This window comes from Arthrobacter sp. TmT3-37 (assembly GCF_054510835.1).
In genome coordinates, this window is the sequence record NZ_JBTNDU010000004.1 from 266,700 (window position 1) to 288,512 (window position 21,813).

Here is a 21,813-nt window from a genome sequence, read left to right on the forward strand (position 1 = left end):
ATGGTTCGCCCGCCTGGGGTACAGGCTCGGGGCTGCGCACGACGCAGGTCTTCCGTGGCTGCCGGCGGGCGTGAGCAATGATCAGGAGGAGAGCTGGACGGGAGCGGTGCGGGCGTCGGTGAGGACTTCCCGAGCCGACGCGTGGACGTGGTTGCGCATCGCCGCTTCGGCTCCGAAATGGTCCTTGTCCCGGATCATCGTCAGCACCACACGGTGCTCACCCGTGGAAGCACGGATACGACCAGGGTGCTCAGCGGTGCGCAGCACGAGCCGGTGGTAGGCCAACTGATTCATGAGTCGGTCGTAGTGCTCGACCAGCTTGGAGTTCTCCGCACCGGTGATGATGGTGCGGTGGAACTCGTGGACGAGTTCCGCGTACCGCGCCGCATCCTGGTTCACGGTCGCACGGTCCGACTCCTCGATGTTGTGCTCGAGCACGTCAAGTTCCGGCACCGAGCCACGACGGGCCAGAAGGCCCGCTGCAAGACCCTCGAGACTCTCCTTGAGCTGGAAGAGCTCCACGATCTCCCGGCGGGTGGGCTCGCGAATGAAAGTCCCCACCTTCGGGCGTATCTCCACGAGGCCTTCGTGCTGCAACTGCTTCAGCGTCTCGCGGATGGGGGTGCGGCTGACGTCGAACTCCTGTGCCAGGAAGACTTCTGAGAGCGGCGCGCCCGGCGAGAAGCTGCCACTGAGCACCAACTGGCGCACACGGTCGAGCAGGGGTGTCTCGCTCACGCTGAGGTCCTGGTCCTCGGAATGTAGAAGCTGTTGCATACAACAAACGTTAGGGACCTGCGTGAAGCGCGTCAAGACGACAGGGCCCGAACCCACGAAACAGGACGTTCACCGCGACTTAACATGGAAAGCCGCTCAAGCTGTTGACCACTTATGTGATGTGGATTACGTTGTCTACCATGCAACAGACATTTCGAGAGACTCTTGATTCCACCTGGGGTGCTGCTTGGGACCACGGAGACGTGGCCGCTCTGGCATCGATCGTCACACCCGACTACGTGAGGGTCAGCCGCTCCACCGGCAACCACGCAGAACTGGCCGATCTGCAGAACGAGATCGAGACCATTCGGTCCGGCTTCCCGGATCTGGTGACGACCATCGATTCAGTGGTCACCGAGGGCGACACGGCTGCGATCTTCTGGACGACAACCGGGACCCACACGGAAACCTTCCTCGGCGTGCCGGCTACGAACCGCCGTGTGCAGACCCGCGGCTGCAACCATGTGAACCTCGTGGACGGAAAGATCGACCGGGAAGAGGTCACGTGGGACGGCTCCGAGCTTCTGCACAGCCTGGGCATCCGTCATCTGAGCGATGCTCCATCGACGTCGGGCGACATCACGCTCGATGATTTCTCGGGCGAACCCGACCCGCAGGTGATGAAAACCTTCAACCGCCAGTTCATCACCGGTGTGACGGTCGTGACCACCCAGGATCAGGGGGTGCCCAAGGGCCTGGCCGTCAACGCCTACGCCTCCATCTCCCTCGAGCCACCGCTGGTCATGGTGTGCATACAGAAGACCTCTTCCACCTACCCGGCACTGTTCGCCGCAACGCATCTGGGCATCAACATCCTCGGTACCGGGCAGCGGGAGACGATCGCGACATTCGCCTCCAAGTCCGCCGACAAGTTCGCCGAGGTCGACTGGCATGCAGGGCCGAACGGAAGCCCCTTGATCGACGGATCCCCGGCCTCACTGGAGGCCGAGATCCGTGAGCGATTCCAGGCCAAGACCCACACCGTCTTCATCTGCAGGGTCCGCCACGCAGAAGTCGTCGAGACCACCCCGATCATCTACAAAGCGGGGCGCTTCTACGACAGCAACGACCTCACCCAGCTGTGAATCCAGCCGAAGAGTGAGCCCTCCTCCCGCGCCACAGAAACCGGAGCAAACCGTGGTCCAGCACCTCGATCCACAAACCCCGACCCGTTCTCATAACGGCCGCCTGTCACGGAGAACCAAGCCGGGGGCAGTGTTCGTCGTCTCGATCGCACTCATTGCGGCGTTCGTCTTCTGGGCCGCGTTGTCCCCGACGTCCCTGAACGGGGTCATGACCGCGAGTATCAACTGGGCAGCGGGCTCCGTCGGGTGGAGCTACCTGATCGTGACCCTGCTCAGCATCGGCCTGCTGCTCTTCCTGGCTTTCAGCCGGTACGGCAGCATACGCCTCGGGTCCAACGACGCCCGCCCCGAGTACAGCACGTGGGCATGGTTGGCCATGATCCTCTCGGCGGTCATGGGCATCGGATTGGTCAGTTACGGCGTCGCCGAGCCCATCTCCCACTTCATGGCACCACCGCACGCCTTGGCCGAACCCGAGACGATGGACGCGGCCGTCCTGGCCATGCAGTACAGCTTCTTCGACTGGGGCCTCCACGCGTGGGCGGTCTTCGGGGTCTTCGGGCTGGCCATCGGGTACTCCACCCACCGCAAGGGGCGCCCCGGGCTGGTATCACCGATGCTCCGACCCGTACTCGGCAGGCTCGTCGATGGCTGGTTCGGGAAGGCGATCGACATCTTCGCGATCATCGCCACACTGTTCGGGACCACCACTTCCCTCGGCCTGGGTGCCTCGCAGATCGCCGAGGGCCTGAACCGCATCCTCGGATTGCCGACCAACCTGGCAGTGCAGATCGTCATCATCGCCGTGATCACCGTCCTGTTCACCCTCTCGGCGCTCTCCGGGGTGAACAAGGGCATCAAGTACGTCAGTGAGATCACCATGGGCCTTTCGGCCCTCCTGGCGGTCTATGTGTTCGTGATGGGGCCGACGAATTTCATCTCGAACCTCTTCTTCCGGTCCGTCGGCCAGTACGCCAGCGACTTCTTCACCACCAGCCTGATCACCCCCTCCACGCCCGAGGATCTGCAATGGATGCAGTGGTGGACCTACTTCATGATGGCCTGGTGGCTCAGCTGGGGGGCCTTCGTCGGGGTGTTCCTCGCGAAGATCTCCAAGGGGCGGACCGTCCGGCAGTTCGTGGCCGGCGTGCTCCTGGTACCCAGCCTGGTGTTCTTCGCCTGGTTCACCATCTTCGGTGGCGCGGCCATCAAGATGGACATGGACGGGGCTGGTATCGGTGCAGCGACCACCGCCAATATCAACTCCGCGTTCTTCACGATGCTCGATCAGCTCCCGCTCTCCGAGGTCACCGCCGTGCTGACCGTGCTTCTGGTTGCACTGTTCTTCATCTCCGGTGCCGATGCGAACACCTACGTGTTGAGCATGCTCTCGTCCAAGGGCACCCTGACGCCTACCAGGCCCGTCCTCACGCTGTGGGGGGTACTGACGGGGCTCTGCGCAGTGCTTCTCCTCGCGGCCGGCGGACTCGCAGCCCTGCAGCAGGCGGCGATGCTGTCCGCCTTGCCCTTCACGATCATCGTGGCGATCCTTGGCATCTCGCTGATCCTCGAGCTACGCAAGGACCCGGAGTTCGAACTGCTGCGTCGCGCCCGCCTCGGGGACATCCCGCACCAGGGTTCCAGCGCGGACCAGCGCTGAGCTCGACGGCGGGGCAGGAGCCGGGCACAATGCCCCTGCCTCGCCCGTCGACTCTGCATCCGAGCGCCCCGGGACGTACCTTTCCCATCCCGAAGACACCAACAAAGAGGCCGATACATGAGCAACCCCACCCTGGTCCTGGAAACACCGACGATGCGGGAGAGGATCGAGGAAGTACTGGCGAAGACCCCCACCGGGCTCCTGATCGACGGCAGGTGGCAGGACGCCTCGGATGGCGGCACTTTTCCGGTGGAGAACCCCGCCACCGCCGAGGTGATAGCGACCATGGCCTCTGCCACCCGCGAGGATGCACAAGCGGCAATGGATGCCGCCGCCGAGGCTCAGGAGCCCTGGGCGCGGGCCTCTTCCCGGTCCCGTTCGGAGATCCTGCGCCGGGCCTTCGACCTGGTCCGGGCTCGCGCCGAAGACCTGGCGCTGCTGATGACCCTCGAGATGGGCAAGCCCCTCCCAGAAGCCATCGGCGAGGTGAAGTACGGCGCTGAGTTCCTGCGCTGGTTCTCCGAAGAAGCCGTACGCGACTACGGCCGATACTCGGAGGCGCCGGAAGGCAACCTGCGCATGCTCGTCTCGCGCAAGCCGGTGGGGCCATGTCTGCTCATCACGCCCTGGAATTTTCCCCTGGCGATGGCCACCCGCAAGATCGCACCTGCCGTCGCTGCAGGCTGCACCATGGTGCTCAAACCGGCCCGCCTCACACCTCTGACCTCGCAGTACTTCGCCCAGATCATGATCGACGCCGGCATCCCCGCCGGAGTCCTCAACGTGGTCTCCTCGGCGTCGGCCTCGGTCGTCTCCGAGCCGATCATGGCTGATCCGCGTCTGCGCAAAGTGTCCTTCACCGGCTCCACGCCCGTCGGCAAGGAACTGATGAAGCTGGCGGCGGACAACGTGCTACGCACCTCGATGGAGCTCGGCGGCAACGGTCCGCTGATCGTCTTCGAGGACGCGGACATCGACAAGGCCGTAGCCGGGGCCATGGCTGCGAAGATGCGCAACATGGGTGAGGCGTGCACCGCGGCCAACCGTCTCCTCGTCCATGAATCCGTCGCTGACGAGTTCGTCGCCAAGCTCGCCGACGAGATGTCAGCGCTGTCCGTGGGCAACGGAACGGACGAGGGGACGAACGTCGGACCACTGGTAGAAGCCAAGGCGCGGGACTCCGTCGAGAAGTTCGTGCAGGACGCTGTCGAGCAGGGGGCGACAGTGGTCGTCGGCGGCTCGCGCGTCGACGGCCCGGGGTACTTCTTCCAGCCCACCCTGCTCACGAACGTACCCAGGGACGCCCGGGTCGTGCGCGAGGAGATCTTCGGTCCGGTAGCACCGGTGGTGACCTTCTCGACCGAGGACGAAGCCGTCGACCTGGCGAATTCGACCGAGTACGGACTCGCCTCCTACGTGTTCACCGAGAACATCTCCCGCGGCCTGCGCATCGGCGACCGTATCGAATTCGGGCTCATGGGCCTGAACGTCGGTGTCATCTCCAATGCAGCTGCACCCTTCGGCGGGGTGAAACAGTCGGGTATCGGGCGTGAAGGCGGAGCAGAAGGCATCGCCGAGTACACCACCACCCAGTACATCGGCATCGAGAACCCCTGGTCCGCATCATCCTGACGCTGGATGCTCTTCGCCGTTCTCGACGAGTGGGCCGACCGCCATCGGCTGACCTGTTGCACAGTCCAACTCATTCTGATCGTCCTTCAGGGAAAGGTAAGAGATGCAGGCACCCAACAACGGGCACCCAGCAGTAGCGAGTCCGCAGAACGGTGTGGTCGAGGGAGTTGTGGTTCACGGGGACAAGCGTGGTCGTCTCCTCGGTTTTCCCACCGCGAACCTCGCTGGTGGATCGGTGATGCTCGAGGACGGCGTCTGGGCAGGGACGGTTCACGTGAACCCGCACCAGCACGGACGAGAGTATGTTGCAGCGATCTCCCTGGGTAGCCGGCCCACCTACTACGCGGAGGACGGAGTGCGTCTGATCGAGGCATTCCTCCTCGATTTCGATGACCAGATCTACGGTCAGCGGGTTCGGGTGCAGTTCATCCATCGCCTTCGTCCCCAGTGGGGCTTCGAGGACTCGTCGCACCTTGTACGGCAGCTTCACCGCGACGTCGCGGACGTCGGAGCCTGGGCGCAGCAGCACGGCCTGCCCCGGACAACCGAGGCTGCTCAGAAGGATCGACACCGCGGCTGGGGCCCGACAGGACGCACCCGCCCCCGGAACCGGGAGCAGCAGTTCGCCCTGCGCGATCAGCGACGGCAGGAACTGATCTCCCGCGCTGTCCTGGCCTGCCCCGCGCAGGCTCTCAGCTACGACTGGGTAGCCAGGCAGACCCGACTCCCGGTGGAATACCTTCGTCATCGATACCCGTCCCTGGAACTGCTGATGGACGCGGGCGCCGACCTGTCGCAACGTTAGGAACGCGCGCAGCCGTTGGAGAGATGTGCCTCATCACACCGGACGAGGACTCGAAGAGTGCGCGGTGAGTCTCTGCCCGCCGGAACCCATGACGAAGGACTCCACCGCTCGCTCAGCGGGCTGCGACGGCCAGGAACCGGATGGGTAGTTCGAGCAACTCGAGGGGGCCGTGCGGTCCTTCTCCGTCGAGCAGGAGCGAGTCTCCGGGTTCCATCGTGTACTCGTAGGGTCCATGCCCGTAGGTCATCCTGCCGGCGAGCAGGTAGATGAATTCGGTACCTGGATGCTGGAACAAGGGGAAGACGTCCGAGGCGTTGCTGAGCGTGACAAGAGTCGGCTCGACTGCATCCGGTCGGCCCTTGAGAGTCCCGAGAACGCGGTATTCGTGGCCGTGCTGGGTGCCGCTGCGGACGGTGACGCTGCCTTCGCCACTCTTGGTGAAGGTGGCATCACGGTCGGTATCAGCTCCGCGGAAGAGCGCTGTGACCGGGATGGTGAGTCCGTCGGCAAGTCGCTGCAGTGTCGTGAGCGAACAGGATGTGCTGGCGGTCTCGATCTTCGAGATCATGCCCTTGGACAGCCCTGTCCGAGCCGCGAGTTCGGCGGACGACAGGTTCTGGGCCGTCCGGTAGTGCCTCACCTGGGTGCCGATGACCTGCTCGATCTTCCCGCCGCCATCGTCGTCCTGAGCATGTTCGGTCATAGCTGCCATCCTAGGTAGAAGCATGAGCAGAGGTGGCACACGCTGAGCCTCCGGGCGTCTCAGGAGAGCAGCCCGGCGAGTGAGTCGGCCAGCGCAACGGCACCTGCTTCTGCATCGTCGTCCTCGACGAGCTCCTCCGGCGAGTGCGAGATGCCGGTAGGATTCCGGACGAACAGCATGGCCGTGGGGATGTGGGCGGCGAGGACCCCCGCATCGTGTCCGGCACCGGTGTGCAGGACGGGTGCGGCGGGAAGAAGCTCCTGCAGGCGGTCCCTCAGCGCACCGTCGAAGTGGACTGTCGGGCTGAGGGATTCCATGGTGAGGCGGGCGGTGCACCCTTCCTCGGCAGCGTGCACCAGAACGCGGGCCTGGATGGCTTCGACGACGGCGGCCGTGACCGAGTCATCGGGGTGTCGTACGTCGACCCACAGGTCCACCCGGGAGGCGATGACGTTGGTCCCTCCCGGGACCGGCTGCAGCCGACCGACCGTGGCGCGGGCATCCCGGTATGACCTGGTGATCTCTTGGATACCGACGATCATCTTCGCGGCAGCGACCATCGGATCCCGACGGCCGGTCATCAGCGTGGTTCCGGCGTGGTTCCCCTGGCCACTGACGCTGAGCTTCCAGCGGCCGTGCCCCAGGATGGACGAGCCGATGGCCACGGGCTGGTCGAGGTCGATCAAGCCGCGTCCCTGCTCCACATGCAGCTCCACGAAGACGCCGAGTTGCGCAAGGATGCGGTGGTCGACGCCGATCATTCCGGGGTCCTGGCCCTGGGACGCCGCGGCATCGGCGTACGTGGTGCCGTCCGCGTCCTTGAGCAGGCGGGCCTTGTCCGCATCGATCGCGCCGGTGAGGAGGCGTGATCCGAGGCAGGCGATTCCGAACCGTGAGCCTTCCTCCTCGGGGAAGACCGCTAACACCAGTGGCCGCTGGGGCTCGAGCTTTCGCGCACGCAGGATGTCGACGGCGACCAGGGCGGAGGCCACGCCGAGGGGCCCGTCGAACTCTCCGCCGCCGGGCACGGAGTCGAGGTGACTGCCTGTGACCACCGCGTTCTCCCGGATTCCCGAGGCTGTATCCCACCATGCCCAGATGATCCCGTTGGAGTCCGTTCTCACCTCCAGGCCGCGCAGTTCTGCCTGCTCGACGAACCATGTCCTCAGATCCATCTCCGCGACGGAGAACACCGGACGCGTGAAACCGCCCCGCGCCCGGTCCCTGCCCACAGTGGTGATGCTCCGCAGGAGACCGCTGACGGTCGTTCCCCTGGTTCCCGTGGGTCCAGTAAGAGCAGTGACGTCGGTGGTCGGGGCAGCGGGGGAGGGCACCATGATCGGTCCGATTCTGTCGTAGCGTGGATAACCGAGGACGAACGGGGGTCAGCGGCTGCTGACGTTCAGGGACGGGCGGAAGCGTCGCGGGACACTGCCCGAGCCGGTTGCGAGATCGGCTGCCCACTGTCCGATGAGCGGGGCGAACTTGGCCCCATGCCCGGAGCAGGGCGAGAGGATGGTGATTCCGTCCACCCTGTCGATGATGAAGTCCTCGGCGGGCGTGTTGGTGAACAGGCAGGTCGTTTCGGCGTATGGTTCGGGATCGAGACCGGGGAGGTACCGGCGCACGTAGTCCGCCACCCTGTGCCGGTTGGCGGGATCTACGCGGCCGGTCTGCTCCGCAGCGGACGGGATGCTGGGTCCGCCGTTGTATTCGGCGACCTTCTGCCCGACGTGGCCGGCGTCCCGTCCTCCGGGGAGCCCGTAGGTCTGCATGGTCGCGGCTTTGTGGATGAAGGTGGGCCACGTCCCTACGCTTGTCGGGTCCCTGTACCGGAAGTGGTACGCCTGTTCCTGCCGGACGGTGATCTCCGGGAGTCCGGCGAGGAACCCCGAGGGAAGAGCCAGGCCGTCGAGCAGGCGCGGCAGCCAGCCGCCGGCGCTGATGATGACGTTACCGGCGTTGAGGGTCTCACCGGAGGTGGAGGTCAAGCAGTAGCCGTTCTCGCGGTGCTCGAGGTGGTGGAGTTCCCACCCAGTCTCCACGGTCGCGCCGTTCTCCGCGGCGAGTCCGACCATCGTGGTGACAGCAGTCTCGGCATCGATGACTCCGGCGGCGGGGTGCCACAGGACATCACTGTCGAAGTCGATGGAGGGCCATCGATCGCGTGCCTCAGCGGCGCTGAGCAATTCGTGGTCGACTCCTGCGCGGGCCAGCACATCAGCGAGCAGTGCCGGTTTGCGTCCGGAACCGTGGTCGACGGCGCCGGCGGCGCTGATGAGGTCGTGTCCGCCCGCCGAGGTGAGCGAGTCCCATAGCGCCCGGGATTCGATGACGGCCCGGGTGTAGAACGGGTCCGGGTAGGCGTAGCGGAAGATGCGTGCCGATCCATGGGAACTGCCGTCGTGGTTTGCCGGAGTGGTGCGTTCGACGAGTGTGACCTGGTACCCGCGGGCTGCGAGCTGCCAGGCTGTAGCGGCACCGGCGAGGCCGGCACCGACGACGACATAATCGGTGGAAGTCATGAAGGGTTCCCTATCCTGCGCCCGGGATCCAGCTGGTGCCCGCGAGGGGGACCCGGGCCATGGCGGAGGCCTCGATCGTCAGGGCCACGAGGTCCTCCGGTTCGAGGTTGTGCAGGTGCGACTTCCCACAGGCCCGGGCGATGGTCTGGGCTTCCATCGTGAGGACGCGGAGGTAGTTCGCGAGGCGCCGCCCGCCTGCAACGGGATCGAGGCGGGAGGCGAGATCCGGGTCCTGGGTCGTGATGCCGGCGGGGTCGCGGCCGTCCTGGAAATCGTCGTAGAAGCCCGCGGCGGACCCGAGTGCGCTGTATTCGGACGCATAACGGGGATCGTTGTCCCCCAGCGCGATGAGGGCTGCGGTGCCGATCGCGACGGCGTCCGCCCCCAGTGCCAGGGCCTTCGCGACGTCGGCGCCGGTGCGGATGCCCCCGGAGACGATGAGCTGGACCTTGCGGTGGACGCCGAGCTCCTGCAGCGCCTGCACAGCCTGCGGGATGGCCGCGAGCGTGGGGATCCCGACGTTCTCGATGAACACCTGCTGGGTGGCGGCGGTACCACCCTGCATGCCGTCGACGACCACGACGTCGGCTCCGGACTTCACGGCGAGGGCGGTGTCGTAGTAGGGGCGTGAGGCGCCGATCTTGACGTAGATGGGCGTCTTCCAGTCGGTGATCTCACGGAGCTCGCCGATCTTGATCTCGAGGTCGTCCGGCCCGGTCCAGTCCGGATGGCGGCTGGCTGAACGCTGGTCGATGCCCACGGGTAGGGTCCGCATCCCGGCGACGCGTTCGGTGATCTTCTGGCCCAGCAGCATGCCGCCGCCGCCGGGCTTGGCGCCCTGGCCGAGGACGATCTCGATGGCGTCCGCCTTGCGCAGGTCGTCCGGATTCATGCCGTACCGGGAGGGGAGGTACTGGTACACCAGGTGCTTGGACTGGCCGCGTTCCTCGGGGGTCATGCCGCCGTCACCCGTGGTGGTGGAGGTGCCGACCTCGCTCGCACCGCGTCCGAGTGCTTCCTTGGCGTTGGCGGACAGGGCGCCGAAGCTCATGCCGGCGATGGTCACCGGGGTCTGCAGGTGCAGGGGCCTGGACGCGTGGCGGTCACCGAGGACGACGTCGGTGTCACATTTCTCGCGGTAGCCCTCGAGGGGGTAGCGGGACATGGATGCACCCAGGAAGAGGAGGTCGTCGAAGTGCGGGACCTTGCGTTTGGCCCCCCACCCGCGGATGTCATAGACGCCCGTGGCGGCGGCGCGCTGGATGTCGGCGATGGTGGCGCGGTCGAAGGTGGAGGATTCGCGCAGGCCCAGTTCGGCGATGTCGCGGGCAGGCGTCTGAACCGGGATGTCCTGCTGGAGGGGGGTGAGGGTCATGGATTCGTCCTTACTAGTACGACGTCGAGTTGTGGACGTTGAAGTGGTACAGGTTCCGGGCAGAGCCGTAGCGCCGGAAGTCCGCCGGATCGTCGGCGCGGCCGGCGACGGCGAGCAGGTTGGCGAGTTCGTCGATGTGCTCCGGCCTCATCGGTTTCTCGATGCAGTCCGCACCCAGCGAAGCGACAGAGCCCTGCACATAGATCCGGGCCTCGTAGATCGAGTCGCCGAGCGCGTCACCGGCGTTACCGCAGACCACGAGGCGGCCTGCCTGGGCCATGAACGCCGACATGTGGCCGATGTCTCCGCCGACGACGATGTCCACGCCCTTCATGGAGATCCCGCAGCGGGCTCCTGCGTTGCCGTCGATGACGACCAGGCCGCCGTGACCGGTCGCGGCAGCGGACTGGGACGCATCGCCCGTGACGTGGACGGAGCCGGACATGATGTTCTCCGCCAGGCCGACGCCGGCGTTGCCGTTGATGGTGACGTTCCCTTTCTGGTGCATGCCGGCGGCGTAGTAACCGGCATGGCCCTCGATGGTGACGTCGATGACGGCGTCGATACCGACAGCGAGGCTGTGCTTGCCGCCCGGGCTGGTGACGGTCCAGGACTGGCCGTCGACGGCGTCATGCAGTGTCTGGTTCAGCTCCCGGACCGCCGCCAGGTCGAGATCGATCGTGATCGTCCCGGCTGCGTCCCCTCCTTCGTCGGTGCCCGTGCTGATGTCCGAGCCAGGTGCTGCGGCGTCGGGGACTGTCAGAGTGACCATGTGTAGACCTTTCCGGGTTCTGGTTCGAAGATGCGGGCGCGCTCGATGCCCGGCAGGGCGGCAAGGGCGCGGTATTCCGACGCCATCGCGACGTAGTCGTCCGTCTCCGCAATGATGGCGGGCTTGCAGGCGATGGGGTCACGGACCACGGCCATGCTGTCCGCGGTGGTGACGACGAGGGTGTAGAAGCCGTCGAGGACCCTCCCGAGGTTGACCAGGGCCTCCTCCAGCGTGTCGCCCTGTGCCAGGCGGGAAGCGACGTACCGGGCGCCCACCTCGGTATCGTTCTCCGAGTCGAACACCACTCCTTCCCGCAGGAGGGTGCGGCGCACGGTGGCGTGGTTCGAGAACGAGCCGTTGTGGACCAGGCAGAGGTCGTCCGCGACGGAGAACGGGTGCGAGCCGCCGGCCGTCACCGCTGATTCGGTAGCCATGCGGGTATGGGACAGTCCCTGGCTCCCACCCATCGCTGCCAGGTCGTGGTCGGCGGCGATCTCCATGGGGTGACCGACACTCTTCATCACAGCCACGTGCTCACCCCGGCCGATGATGGTCGACCCGGGCAGGGTCTCGCTGACGGCCTTGACCAGGAGGTCGGTCGTGACAGCTGCGTTGACCAAGGTGGTATCGCCGATGATCTGCACGGTCGTGGCCGCATCCGACGGCAGGAGATCGTCGAGGGCTGCCGTGATCGTCGCAGGGTCCGAGCCCTGGTTCCTGCCGAGGAGGCTCAGGGTCGAGGTGCCGGCGGAGACCAGATTCGGCACGTTGTACACGGCCAGGCCGGCCGAATCCGGTCCCCGGTCCACGATCTGGCACAGCATCGAGGACAGCAGTGTGCCCAGTTGGGGGTGCAGCGAGGGATTGCGCAGCTGCAGCGCGGCGATTCCGCACATGATGGGGTCCTTTTCGTGATGTAGGGCGGATCAGATGGAGGTGAGGTACGTACGGACTTCCCAGTCGCTGACCTGGTTGTGCCAGCTCAGGAATTCCTCCTCCTTGGCATCGGCGTAGTACCGGCCGATGCTTTCGTCGCCGCTGAGACTGGAGAGGATGACGGGGTCGCGGCGCAGGGCCTCGACCGCGTGGAGGAGCGTCGCGGGAAGAAGATGAGCTTCCGGGCGCGACTCCCCGGGACCGGAAGGGGATCCCGGATCGATCCTGCTCCTGACGCCGTCGAGCCCTGCCTCGATGGCAGTGGCAATGGCCAGGTACGGATTGGCGGAGCCGTCCCCGGAGCGCAGTTCGATCCGCTTGTCGTCCGGGACCCGGACCATGTGGGTCCGGTCATTGCCTCCGAACGACGCCTTGCGCGGAGACCAGGTTGCACCGGAGGAGCTGGTGGTGGCACCGGTGCGCTTGTAGGAGTTGACGGTGGGTGCGAGGAAGGCCTGCAGCGCCGGCGCGTGCTCCAGGAGGCCTCCGATGAAGGAGTAGGCAAGGGCGGAGAGTCCGAGCCCCTTGGCGTCGTGCGCGTCGGGGAACAACGCCTCGTCCCCGCCCCACAGCGAGAGATGGAAGTGGAGCCCGGTGCCCGTCCGGTCGGTGAACGGTTTCGGCATGAAGGTCGCGGTCATGCCGCGCTGCTCGGCCAGGATGTTCAGGATGTACCGCAGGGTGACGACGCGGTCGGCCGTGGTGAGGGCATCGGCGTAGTTGAAGTTCTGCTCGAACTGGCCCGCGGCGTCCTCGTGGTCGTTGGCGTAGTTGCCCCAGCCCAGCCCGTTCATGGCCTCGGAGATCGACGTCAGGTGCTCGTACATGCGGGTGACGCCACGCGCGTCGTAGCACGGGTGGGGAGAATCATCCTTGGGGTCGGCCGTGCTGAGCGTCCCGTCCGGGTTCTTGTTCACCAGGAAGTATTCGACTTCTGCCCCGATCTTCGCCTGCATACCCTCCTCCGCCAGCCTTGCGAGGGTGTTCTTGAGGATGACGCGCGGCGCGTACGGCCATGGCTTCCCGCCGACGTGCGGGTCGCAGTGGATGATCGCCAGGCCCTTCCTGATGAAGGGGACCGGTGTGAACGATGTCAGATCCGGTACCGCGATGAGGTCGGAGTCCTGGGGCTTCTGCCCGATGAGGCCGGCCGCGTAGCCGGCGAAGCCCATGCCTCCTGCCTCCAACTCGTCCGCCGCTTCCACCGGAACGAGCTTGGCGCAGGGCTTGCCCGTCATGTCCACGAACGTGGCCAGCAGGAAGCGCACGTCGTGGGCCTTCGCTATGTCAGCCAGGGAGATGCGACCCGCTTCAGCCGGTGATGCCATGGCGGTCTGCGCCTTCGGGGTTGCAAGACTTGTCATGAGATTCCTGTCGCCTACTGTTGCTTCTAGTGAAACGTCGTTGAACTACAGTAGACAAGCTGGTGTTTCCGACAGGCATGCGGGGTGTTAACTCTGCGTGACACGGCCGACGACGCGCAGTCACTGACATGCGTGCCGTGAGAGAGGAAGCGGACATTGGTGGTCCAGGAGAATACGGTCGGCGCCCGGAGGCCCCCTGCGGGCTCGATCGTCCGCACGGGGGATGTCCCACCCGGCCCGTGGAAGAACGGAGCAGGTACGACGCGGGAAATCGCCGCATGCGGCGCGGTAGGATCCGCAACCGACCTCGGGTGGCGTATCAGTGTCGCGGATCTGACGCGTGACGCAGCGTTCTCCCGGTTCCCCGGCATCGACAGGACCTTCCTCATCGCCTCCGGGGCGGGCGTCGCACTGGATGTCGCCGGCGCCGCGACGACCCTCGACGAGTGGGGGCTGATCACCTTCCCGGGGGAGGACGAGGTGAGCGTCGCCCTTCCGCAAGGTCCCGCCACCGCCATCAATCTCATGACCGGGCGCTCGTGCCGGGGGGTGATGAGGGTGCTCCCCGTCGAAGGAGGACGGCGCCTCGCACCCAGCACTGTTGCCGTCCTGGTGCTGGCGGGGAGCGCCACCACCTCCCGGGGGGACATCCTTCAGTCGATGGACTTCCTCCTGTGTGGTGTCGGCGTGGAGGACCTGCACTTCACCGACGCAGTGGCCGTCTTCATCGACGTCCACAGGCGGCCGTGACTACGTCACCGCACGCATCACGGGCTCTCCGCGATGCCTCCCGGCCGGAGGGAAGTTACACGGCGGAAATCTCCACAGCGCCGGCTGGAAATACAGTGTGGGTTTACTTGAGGTAATCGCTGTTTCACTTCATGAATCACCAAGGAGCTCAGATGTCGACCGAGATCAACTTCCGTTACCTCAGTGAACCCGACATGATCGAGGCCGGCGTCGGCGATGTCGTCCGCTGCACCGACGTCATGGAAGAGGCCCTCGTCCTCCTGCGTCAGGGCGACTACCGGATGGCGGGAGAGAACGGCAACTCCCACGGCGCGATGATCACGTTCCCCGAACACCCCGCGTTCGACGGCATGCCGAAGGACGGGCCGGATCGCCGGTTCATGGCGATGCCCGCTTACCTCGGCGGTCGCTTCGGCACCTCGGGCGTCAAGTGGTACGGCTCCAACGCGGAGAACCGCCAGAAGGGCCTGCCCCGATCGGTCCATGTCTTCGTGCTGAACGACCGGAACACGGGCGCGCCGCTTGCCATCATGAGTGCGAATCTTCTCAGTGCCTACCGCACGGGCGCCGTACCCGGTGTCGGGGTGAAGCACCTCGCGAGGGCCGACGCGAAGGTCGCGGCCGTGATCGGCCCGGGTGTGATCGCCCGGTCGGTCCTCGAGACGACGCTGGCGCTGCGCCCCTCGATCGACACCGTCCTGGTCAAGGGCCGCAGCGAAGGCAGCACGCAGGCATTCGTCGACTGGGCGACAGCGAAGTTCCCGCAGCTCAGCAGCATCACCTCGGACGGGACGATCGAGGCGGCGATCGCCGATGCCGACATCGTGATGGCGACCACCACCACGGACGCAGCGGGAAGTGAGGCCTTCCCCTACTTCCCGCAGTCAGCCATCAAGCCCGGCGCTCTGCTGCTGCTTCCAGCCGCAGCGCGATTCGATGACGATTTCCTCACAGGGGACGCACGCCTGGTGATCGATGCCGAAGGCCTCTACCAGGCGTGGCTCGAGGAGTACGGCCCCACCGCCTATCAGATCCTGGGCATCCCGGGTTCGCACTGGTATGGGCTGCTCGAGAACCACACGATACCGGCATCGAAGATCGAGGAGATCGCGGACATCGCGACCGGGAAGCTCCCCGGTCGCCGTAACAACGAGGAAATCATCCTCTACTCCGTCGGAGGGATGCCCGTGGAGGACGTCGCATGGGCGACAGACCTCTTCCACGCCGCCGAGGAGAAGAATATCGGCACCGTACTGAACCTCTGGGAGACCCCGGCCCTCGCCTGATCCGGTGCACGACACGACGCACCCGCCCCGCCGGTGAGAGCGGGGCGGACTCGATGCGGGGTTCGGGCGCACCTCCTGATAAAGTGGGACCACTTGCCTGCGCACGGCGGACCGCGTCCGCCAGTTGAACGCGCAGCCTGCGTCGATAGAACGCATTCTTTTGTCCCGCATCCAGCTCCGAGGATCGTGAGCGCGGTGGACACTGTCTGACTTTTCTTCGGCGAACCCCTGCGCCAACCGGTGCCGGGGAAGATGAGAAGAAAGTTCGTGTTAACTACATGACTACTTTTGCTGCACTCGGTGTGCCCAAAGCGCTGGTCGAGAACCTCGCCGCGCAGGGGATCACCGAACCATTCCCCATCCAGGTCAAGTCGCTTCCCGACTCCCTGGCCGGGCGCGACGTCCTCGGACGCGGCCGCACCGGCTCGGGCAAGACCCTCGCCTTCGCGCTCCCCATGGTCGCACGCCTGTCCGAGCAGGAAGCGGCCTACCGTCGCAAGCCCGGGCGCCCCCTGGCCCTGGTCCTCGCGCCGACCCGCGAGCTCGCGACCCAGATCAACGCCACCGTCGAGCCCCTGGCCAAGGAGCTCGGACTCAACACCACCGTGATCTACGGTGGTGTCTCGCAGCAGCGCCAGGAGAAGGCTCTGCGCGCCGGCGTCGACATCGTCATCGCCTGCCCCGGGCGCCTCGAGGACCTGATGCGCCAGAAGCTCATCACGCTCGAGTCCGTGGAGATCACCATCCTCGACGAGGCCGACCACATGGCCGACCTCGGCTTCCTGCCTGTCGTCAAGAAGCTGCTCGACACCACCCCGGCCGACGGCCAGCGGCTGCTGTTCTCGGCCACGCTGGACAACGGCGTGGACAAGGTGGTCAACCGCTACATGACCAACCCCGTCACCCACTCCGTGGACGACCCGCAGGCAGCGGTCACCACCATGGAGCACCACGTGCTGATGATCGGTGACCAGACGCAGAAGAAGCAGCTGATCGTCCAGCTCGCGTCCGGTACCGGGCGCCGCCTCCTCTTCATGCGCACCAAGCACCACGCGCGGAAGCTCGCCAAGACCCTGACCGATGCCGGGATCCCCGCCGTCGACCTCCACGGCAACCTGTCGCAGAACGCCCGTGACCGGAACCTCGCCGAGTTCTCCACCGGCGACGTCCGCGTCCTCGTGGCCACCGACGTCGCGGCCCGCGGCGTGCACGTGGACGACGTCGAGCTCGTGGTCCACGTCGATCCGCCCACGGAGCACAAGGCGTACCTGCACCGCTCGGGCCGCACGGCTCGTGCGGGCTCCTCGGGAACCGTGGTCACGATCACGCTGCCCGAGCAGAAGTCCGAGGTGCAGAAGCTGATGAAGGCCGCCGGTGTCGACGTCGCCTTCGAGACCGTCAAGGCGACCTCACCGCTCGTCCTGTCGCTCGTCGGCGACGTCGCCGACAAGATCGATCCCCGCACGCGCGCCGCGCTCCTCGCCTCGCGTGAGGCCACACGCGGCGAAGGTACCTCGACGGGCGCCAACGCCGAGCGCAAGCGCGCCCGCCGTGGTACCGCAGCCCCGTCCGCGGGAGGCCGTGGCGGCAGGGGTGGACGCGGTCGCGTCTCCGCCGAGACGCAGGCGACCCAGGGCAACCGGGCCGACCGCCGCAAGGACCAGCCGCAGGCGCCGCGCTTCGGCACCGACTCGGGTGCTGCTGCGAAGACCGGAGGTTCCCGCCGTCGCACGGACGAGCCCCGCACCGCCTCGGAGACGACGACGCGCAGCCGCCGTCCCGCCTCCGGCCAGCGCGTGGGCGACGCCGTCCGCCGTCCCGCGGCCGGCGCCCCCGCAGCCGGCGGGCAGCGCAGCCATGCGCCGTCCTCGGCTCCGCGGACCGAGGGGGCCCGCCGTGCGGCCGGCTCCCGCAGGGCCAGCGCGCCTGCGTCCAACGATCGCCGGTCCCGCTAGCAGCATCGCTGACCACGGAAGGCCCCTACCCTCGCGGGTGGGGGCCTTCCGTTCGTCCGGGGGGGGTGCCCCGGCGCACCGGGTGGGGAACAATGGGCGGATGAACGCACTCCTGAACGTCATCTGGCTCCTGTTCGGCGGCATCTGGCTCGCGCTGGGCTACTTCGCGGCCGGCATCATCTGCTGCCTGCTGATCGTGACCATCCCCTTCGGCATCGCCTCGTTCAGGATCGGCGCCTACGCGCTGTGGCCCTTCGGTCAGACCGTCGTGAACCGCGGCGGTCGGCCGGGCGGGTTCTCCACGATCGGGAACGTCATCTGGCTTCTCGTCGCGGGCATCTGGATCGCCATCGGCCACGTGCTCACGGCCATCCCGATGTTCGTCAGCATCATCGGGATCCCGCTGGGCATCGCCAACCTGAAGCTGATCCCGGTGTCGCTGGCGCCGCTCGGCAAGGTGATCGTCCCCTCGTCGGGGACCTACCTGCCGACCTACCGCTGACGGCCGCCGCCGGATCCCCGACGGCGGCCTGCAGGTCCCGCTAGTCGGAGCCGCCGACGACGGTCGGGCTGGTGGCCCCGTTCCGGCCGGGCTTGTCCGAGTTCTTGAGCAGGTCGCCGAGCAGCGCGATGATGTCCAGGCCGGTGGTGTCCTTGACCATCTGCGTGGTCTGGTGGACGCCGCTCGAGACATTCTTGCTGAGCTGGCTCGCGCCGTCGTTGGAGACGACGGTCATGGTGTCGATCGCCGACATCGGCGCGGCGATCTCCCGTGCCATCGCGGGCAGGACCTCGAGGACCTTCGACAGGATGGCGGCCTGGTTGAACTTCTCGTAGGCCTCCGCCTGCGCGGCGATACCGGCGGCCTCCGCCTTGCCACGGGCTTCCGTCGACTGCGCCTCGGCATCACCGCGGGACGCGATGACCGCGGCGTCGGCACGGCCCTTGGCCTCGTTGATCGATGCTTCGGCGGTACCGCGTGCCGTGTTCGACGCGGCATCCGCCTCGGCTGCCACCCGGTCACCCTCGGCGACGAGCTTGCGGCGTGCGAGGTCCACGCGGGCTTCGATCTCCGTGGCCTCCGATGCCCGGCGCCGCTCCTCGAGCTTCGCGTCGGCCTGCTGGATGAGGCGGTACTTCTCGGCGTCTGCGGGCTTGCGCACCTCGGTGTCCAGCTCGCGCTCACGGAGCTCGGACCGCCGCTGGGCGACCTGCTGCTCACGCATGATGACCTGCTCCTGCTGTTCGGCCTGGGCGAGGGGTCCCGCGGCGTCGGCCCGTGCCTGGCGGGCATCGGCCTCCTCCTTCAGTTCCGCGCGGCGGATGATCAGCTGCTGCTGCGCGAGGGCCACCTGCTCGTCGGACAGGGCGCGTGCCTGCTCCGATTCCTGCATGGATCGGGCTTCGGCGATCTTCGCGTTGCGTTCCGCGAGGGCGGCCTCCGGGCGGCCCAGGTTCTTCAGGTACCCGGAGTCGTCGTCCACGGACTGGATCTGGAAGGTGTCGATCTCCAGGCCCTGGTTGTGCATGGAGTGTTCCGCCTCCTCCTTGACGCTCTTGGCGAAGGTCGCGCGGTCCCGGATGATCGATTCGACCGTCAGGGTTCCCACGATCGAGCGGAGCGAACCGGACAGGGTCTCCTGCGTGTAGTGGTCGATCGCCTCCTGCTGGTTCAGGAAGCGCTGGGCGGCCTTGCGGACGGCGTCCGCGTCACCCCCGACCTTGACTTGGGCGACGCCGGTGAGGTGGAGCTTGATGCCGTTCTTGGAGATGCCCTCGATGCGCAGCGACACCTGGCGCGATGCGAGCGACAGGGGATAGGCCCGCTGCGAGAACGGGTTGATGAAGATCCGGCCGAAGACGACGCGCTGGCTGTCCGGATCGGGCTGCCCCTTGCTGTCCTTGGACGAGATGATGAGCGCCTGGTCCGGGCTGGCGATGTGCAGCGCCATGCGGGCGAGGACGACGGCGGCGATGATGATGACGAGCAGCACCACGGCGCCGATGATGAGCGGGATGAACCTGAGATCCACGGGGACCCTTTCAACGGTCTTCGGATGGCCTCCGGCGTCGCGTACGGGCGCCGGAGGATGATCAAGCAACTGCGTTCACTGTGTCGATCCGACCCCCATGTCGTCGAAGGAGAGGACCCGCGCACTGGGGCGGGCCGGTGGCTGCTCGGCGGTCAGCCGGTGGCTGCGCCCGTCAGGAAGGCCTCCATGAGGGGGCCGCCGGACGTGGATCCCAGTTCGCCCTCCTCCACGAAGACCGCGACGGCGAGGTCGCCCTGGAGGGCGACGACCCACGCGTGGGTCCGCGGGGGAGTCTCGCTCCCGAACTCGGCGGTCCCGGTCTTGGCCAGGACGGGATCGCCCGGCACGTCCTGCAGGAGCCGGGCCCCGCCCTGCTCGACGACGGCGGACATGAGCGTCCGCAGCGTCGCCGACTCGTCGGCGGTGAACGCGCTGGGCGGCGCCTCGGACTCCCCGGCCGACGGCGTCGCGTCACCCGACGGGGCCTCCGTGGCCGCGGCGCTCTCCGATCCGGGGTCGAGTTCGGTGGATTCGCCCGCGGCGAGGAGGGTCGGCGTGACGCGCGATCCTGCCCCCACGGATGCGGCCATGGTGGCGAGGCCCAGGGGCGACACCAGTACCTCGCCCTGCCCGATTATGGCGGCGGCGTGGGCCGTTCCCTCCGCCTCGGTCGGCACGGAGCCGAAGAACGCGGGCGTGCCGATGCGCGACTCCACGCCGATCCCGAGATCGGTGGCGGCGGCCGCGAGATCGGCCTGGCTGATCTCGTCCCGGGCCGAGATGAAGCCGGTGTTGCAGGACTGCGCGAAGGTCTCCAGGAGCGGGATGGTCCCGAGGAACTGCACCGGATAGGTGCTGGCGTTGTTGAACGTGCGGCCGTCCACGGAGACTTCCTCGGTGCACTCCGTGGGGCTCTCGGGCGTGAAGCCCTTCCGGAGCAGTGCGAGGCTCGTGGCCACCTTGAACGTGGACCCCGGCGGGTACTGGCCCAGGAGCGCGGTCTGCAGGCCCTCGCTGCCCGGACCGTTGGCCGCCGCGAGGATCTCGCCCGTGCTGGGCCGGATGGCGACGATCGACGACGCCGAGGGCTCGTCCGCGAGAACCTGCTCGCCGAGGCCCTGCAGGCGGGGATCGAGCGTGGTGGCGAGGTCGGTGCCGTCCACGGCCGCCTTGGTGAAGAGGGTCTGGCTGGGCGTTCCGGGGTCCGCCACCGGCGCGGCGCCGACCGAGAGGCCCGGGGTGCCGGCCAGCTGGTCGTTGTGCTGCAGCTGCAGCCCGCCGAGCCCGGTGACATCACCCGCCCGGAGGGCACCGTCGGACTGCTCCACGAGTTCCTCCGTCGCCTCGCCCACGCTGCCCAGGAGTTCGCGGGCGAAGGTGCGGGTGGGTGCGAGTTCCAGGGTGTCGGCCTGCCGCAGTGCACCCGGGACGGCATCGATCTGCGCGTCGGTGACCGTCCGCGTCGCGTCGTCACGCAGGACGACCGCCACCACGAAGGCCTCCGCACCCGCGGCGGCGACCTGTTCCTCGTAGGCCGCCGGGTCGAGCTCGAGCAGGGTGGCGAGCGCACGGGCCGAGGCGGCCCACTGCGCGTCCGGGACCCCCGTCTTGTCGATGCCGACGCGGATCACGGGCCGCTCGGTGACGAGGACCTCGCCGCCCGCCCCGGTGATGTCGCCGCGGTCCCCGGGCACGCTGGTGAGGGTGAGCTTCTCGTCCGGCAGGAGGTTCGGGACGAACAGCGCAGGGTCCCAGGCAGCCTGCCAGACGTCCTCGACCCGCGTGAGGTCCGCCGTCGTGCTGTAGGTCCAGTCGGAGTCGGTGTCGTCGAGGTCCCAGACGTAGTCGAGCGTCGCGGTCGCGCTGTCCTCGCCGGTCTCCTCGACACCTGCGACCGTCACCTTCGGCGCTCCGGGCCCGAACCCCTCGGTGATCGTGGCGAGCTCGCCGGTCACCTCGGACGCCTCCACCGACGTGAACGCGGACTGCCCCACGTCGAGCCGGGCCAGTCCCTCGGCGAGCGTGCGCGCCGCGTCCTCCGCGGTCGGGCGGTCATCCGTGCAGGCCGCGAGCGCGAGGGTGAGGGCGGCGGTGGTCAGGACGGCGGTGGCGCGGCGGAGTTTCCCCATAGGGGCCATTATGTCCGAGATCACAG

18 protein-coding genes are annotated in these 21,813 nt (G+C 67.2%); 8 read left to right on the top strand and 10 right to left on the bottom strand.

Annotated features, from left to right (window positions below; translation table 11 throughout):
• Positions 1 to 81 precede the first annotated feature (81 nt).
• Positions 82 to 738 carry a GntR family transcriptional regulator gene (locus ACX80U_RS08330; RefSeq protein WP_459268061.1) on the bottom strand — a complete coding sequence of 219 codons (657 nt, stop codon included), beginning with the start codon at positions 736 to 738 and terminating at the stop codon, positions 82 to 84.
• A gap of 143 nt (positions 739 to 881) precedes the next feature.
• Here ACX80U_RS08330 and ACX80U_RS08335 point away from each other — a divergent pair, with 143 nt between their 5' ends.
• From ACX80U_RS08335 to ACX80U_RS08350, 4 genes are all read left to right on the top strand, one after another.
• The gene (locus ACX80U_RS08335) at positions 882 to 1,862 is read left to right on the top strand and encodes a flavin reductase (RefSeq protein WP_459268062.1); all 981 of its coding nucleotides are present in this window, start codon (positions 882 to 884) and stop codon (positions 1,860 to 1,862) included.
• Between the two features lie 130 nt (positions 1,863 to 1,992).
• Complete coding sequence (locus tag ACX80U_RS08340) at positions 1,993 to 3,522, top strand: BCCT family transporter (RefSeq protein ID WP_459268063.1); 1,530 nt, start codon at positions 1,993 to 1,995, stop codon at positions 3,520 to 3,522.
• Positions 3,523 to 3,639: 117 nt separating this feature from the next.
• A complete protein-coding gene (locus ACX80U_RS08345) occupies positions 3,640 to 5,154 on the top strand; it encodes an NAD-dependent succinate-semialdehyde dehydrogenase (RefSeq protein ID WP_459268064.1) in 1,515 nt (504 codons plus the stop codon).
• A gap of 103 nt (positions 5,155 to 5,257) precedes the next feature.
• Positions 5,258 to 5,959 (top strand): riboflavin kinase, encoded by a 702-nt coding sequence (locus tag ACX80U_RS08350; RefSeq protein WP_459268065.1) that lies wholly within the window; start codon positions 5,258 to 5,260, stop codon positions 5,957 to 5,959.
• A gap of 112 nt (positions 5,960 to 6,071) precedes the next feature.
• Here the strand turns inward: ACX80U_RS08350 and ACX80U_RS08355 are convergent, their stop codons facing one another.
• From ACX80U_RS08355 to glnT, 7 genes are read right to left on the bottom strand one after another with little or no spacing between them, the layout of a single operon-like run.
• Positions 6,072 to 6,662: a helix-turn-helix domain-containing protein gene (locus tag ACX80U_RS08355; protein ID WP_459268066.1), complete on the bottom strand. Its 591-nt coding sequence runs from the start codon at positions 6,660 to 6,662 to the stop codon at positions 6,072 to 6,074.
• 59 nt (positions 6,663 to 6,721) lie between these two features.
• Entirely contained in the window at positions 6,722 to 7,999 is a 1,278-nt protein-coding gene (locus ACX80U_RS08360; protein ID WP_459268067.1) for an allantoate amidohydrolase, read from the bottom strand.
• Between the two features lie 48 nt (positions 8,000 to 8,047).
• Positions 8,048 to 9,187 carry an FAD-dependent oxidoreductase gene (locus ACX80U_RS08365; protein WP_459268068.1) on the bottom strand — a complete coding sequence of 380 codons (1,140 nt, stop codon included), beginning with the start codon at positions 9,185 to 9,187 and terminating at the stop codon, positions 8,048 to 8,050.
• Between the two features lie 10 nt (positions 9,188 to 9,197).
• Entirely contained in the window at positions 9,198 to 10,562 is a 1,365-nt protein-coding gene (locus tag ACX80U_RS08370) for an FMN-binding glutamate synthase family protein (RefSeq protein ID WP_459268069.1), read from the bottom strand.
• 13 nt (positions 10,563 to 10,575) lie between these two features.
• Complete coding sequence (locus ACX80U_RS08375) at positions 10,576 to 11,334, bottom strand: GltB/FmdC/FwdC-like GXGXG domain-containing protein (RefSeq protein WP_459268070.1); 759 nt, start codon at positions 11,332 to 11,334, stop codon at positions 10,576 to 10,578.
• On the bottom strand, positions 11,322 to 12,230 hold the full coding sequence (locus ACX80U_RS08380; RefSeq protein WP_459268071.1) for a class II glutamine amidotransferase domain-containing protein: 909 nt from the start codon (positions 12,228 to 12,230) through the stop codon (positions 11,322 to 11,324). Before ACX80U_RS08380 ends, ACX80U_RS08375 begins: the two co-directional genes overlap by 13 nt.
• A gap of 30 nt (positions 12,231 to 12,260) precedes the next feature.
• Positions 12,261 to 13,634 (bottom strand): type III glutamate--ammonia ligase, encoded by a 1,374-nt coding sequence (glnT, locus tag ACX80U_RS08385; protein WP_133081233.1) that lies wholly within the window; start codon positions 13,632 to 13,634, stop codon positions 12,261 to 12,263.
• A gap of 159 nt (positions 13,635 to 13,793) precedes the next feature.
• Between glnT and ACX80U_RS08390 the strand changes: the two genes are divergently transcribed.
• The 4 genes from ACX80U_RS08390 to ACX80U_RS08405 all read left to right on the top strand — a co-directional run bounded on the left by ACX80U_RS08390 (position 13,794) and on the right by ACX80U_RS08405 (position 18,127).
• Complete coding sequence (locus tag ACX80U_RS08390) at positions 13,794 to 14,384, top strand: HutD/Ves family protein (RefSeq protein WP_459268072.1); 591 nt, start codon at positions 13,794 to 13,796, stop codon at positions 14,382 to 14,384.
• Between the two features lie 152 nt (positions 14,385 to 14,536).
• Positions 14,537 to 15,670: a tyramine oxidase subunit B gene (locus ACX80U_RS08395; RefSeq protein ID WP_459268073.1), complete on the top strand. Its 1,134-nt coding sequence runs from the start codon at positions 14,537 to 14,539 to the stop codon at positions 15,668 to 15,670.
• Between the two features lie 278 nt (positions 15,671 to 15,948).
• Positions 15,949 to 17,625 (top strand): DEAD/DEAH box helicase, encoded by a 1,677-nt coding sequence (locus tag ACX80U_RS08400; protein ID WP_459268074.1) that lies wholly within the window; start codon positions 15,949 to 15,951, stop codon positions 17,623 to 17,625.
• Positions 17,626 to 17,725: 100 nt separating this feature from the next.
• Positions 17,726 to 18,127 (top strand): YccF domain-containing protein, encoded by a 402-nt coding sequence (locus tag ACX80U_RS08405; RefSeq protein WP_208739277.1) that lies wholly within the window; start codon positions 17,726 to 17,728, stop codon positions 18,125 to 18,127.
• A gap of 40 nt (positions 18,128 to 18,167) precedes the next feature.
• On the opposite strand, the gene ACX80U_RS08410 is transcribed toward ACX80U_RS08405, so the two are convergent.
• Entirely contained in the window at positions 18,168 to 19,658 is a 1,491-nt protein-coding gene (locus ACX80U_RS08410; protein ID WP_459268075.1) for a flotillin family protein, read from the bottom strand.
• 152 nt (positions 19,659 to 19,810) lie between these two features.
• Positions 19,811 to 21,787 (bottom strand): penicillin-binding transpeptidase domain-containing protein, encoded by a 1,977-nt coding sequence (locus ACX80U_RS08415; protein ID WP_459268076.1) that lies wholly within the window; start codon positions 21,785 to 21,787, stop codon positions 19,811 to 19,813.
• Positions 21,788 to 21,813: the final 26 nt, after the last annotated feature.

What these genes read in the sequence shown, in the direction of transcription:
- ACX80U_RS08370 (WP_459268069.1), bottom strand. Translation starts at nt 10,562, where the DNA reads ATGACCCTCACCCCCCTCCAGCAGGACATCCCGGTTCAGACGCCTGCC.
- ACX80U_RS08345 (WP_459268064.1), top strand. Translation starts at nt 3,640, where the DNA reads ATGAGCAACCCCACCCTGGTCCTGGAAACACCGACGATGCGGGAGAGG.
- ACX80U_RS08350 (WP_459268065.1), top strand. Translation starts at nt 5,258, where the DNA reads ATGCAGGCACCCAACAACGGGCACCCAGCAGTAGCGAGTCCGCAGAAC.
- ACX80U_RS08355 (WP_459268066.1), bottom strand. Translation starts at nt 6,662, where the DNA reads ATGACCGAACATGCTCAGGACGACGATGGCGGCGGGAAGATCGAGCAG.
- ACX80U_RS08395 (WP_459268073.1), top strand. Translation starts at nt 14,537, where the DNA reads ATGTCGACCGAGATCAACTTCCGTTACCTCAGTGAACCCGACATGATC.
- ACX80U_RS08365 (WP_459268068.1), bottom strand. Translation starts at nt 9,187, where the DNA reads ATGACTTCCACCGATTATGTCGTCGTCGGTGCCGGCCTCGCCGGTGCC.
- glnT (WP_133081233.1), bottom strand. Translation starts at nt 13,634, where the DNA reads ATGACAAGTCTTGCAACCCCGAAGGCGCAGACCGCCATGGCATCACCG.
- ACX80U_RS08360 (WP_459268067.1), bottom strand. Translation starts at nt 7,999, where the DNA reads ATGGTGCCCTCCCCCGCTGCCCCGACCACCGACGTCACTGCTCTTACT.
- ACX80U_RS08380 (WP_459268071.1), bottom strand. Translation starts at nt 12,230, where the DNA reads ATGTGCGGAATCGCCGCGCTGCAGCTGCGCAATCCCTCGCTGCACCCC.
- ACX80U_RS08405 (WP_208739277.1), top strand. Translation starts at nt 17,726, where the DNA reads ATGAACGCACTCCTGAACGTCATCTGGCTCCTGTTCGGCGGCATCTGG.
- ACX80U_RS08415 (WP_459268076.1), bottom strand. Translation starts at nt 21,787, where the DNA reads ATGGGGAAACTCCGCCGCGCCACCGCCGTCCTGACCACCGCCGCCCTC.
- ACX80U_RS08375 (WP_459268070.1), bottom strand. Translation starts at nt 11,334, where the DNA reads ATGGTCACTCTGACAGTCCCCGACGCCGCAGCACCTGGCTCGGACATC.
- ACX80U_RS08400 (WP_459268074.1), top strand. Translation starts at nt 15,949, where the DNA reads ATGACTACTTTTGCTGCACTCGGTGTGCCCAAAGCGCTGGTCGAGAAC.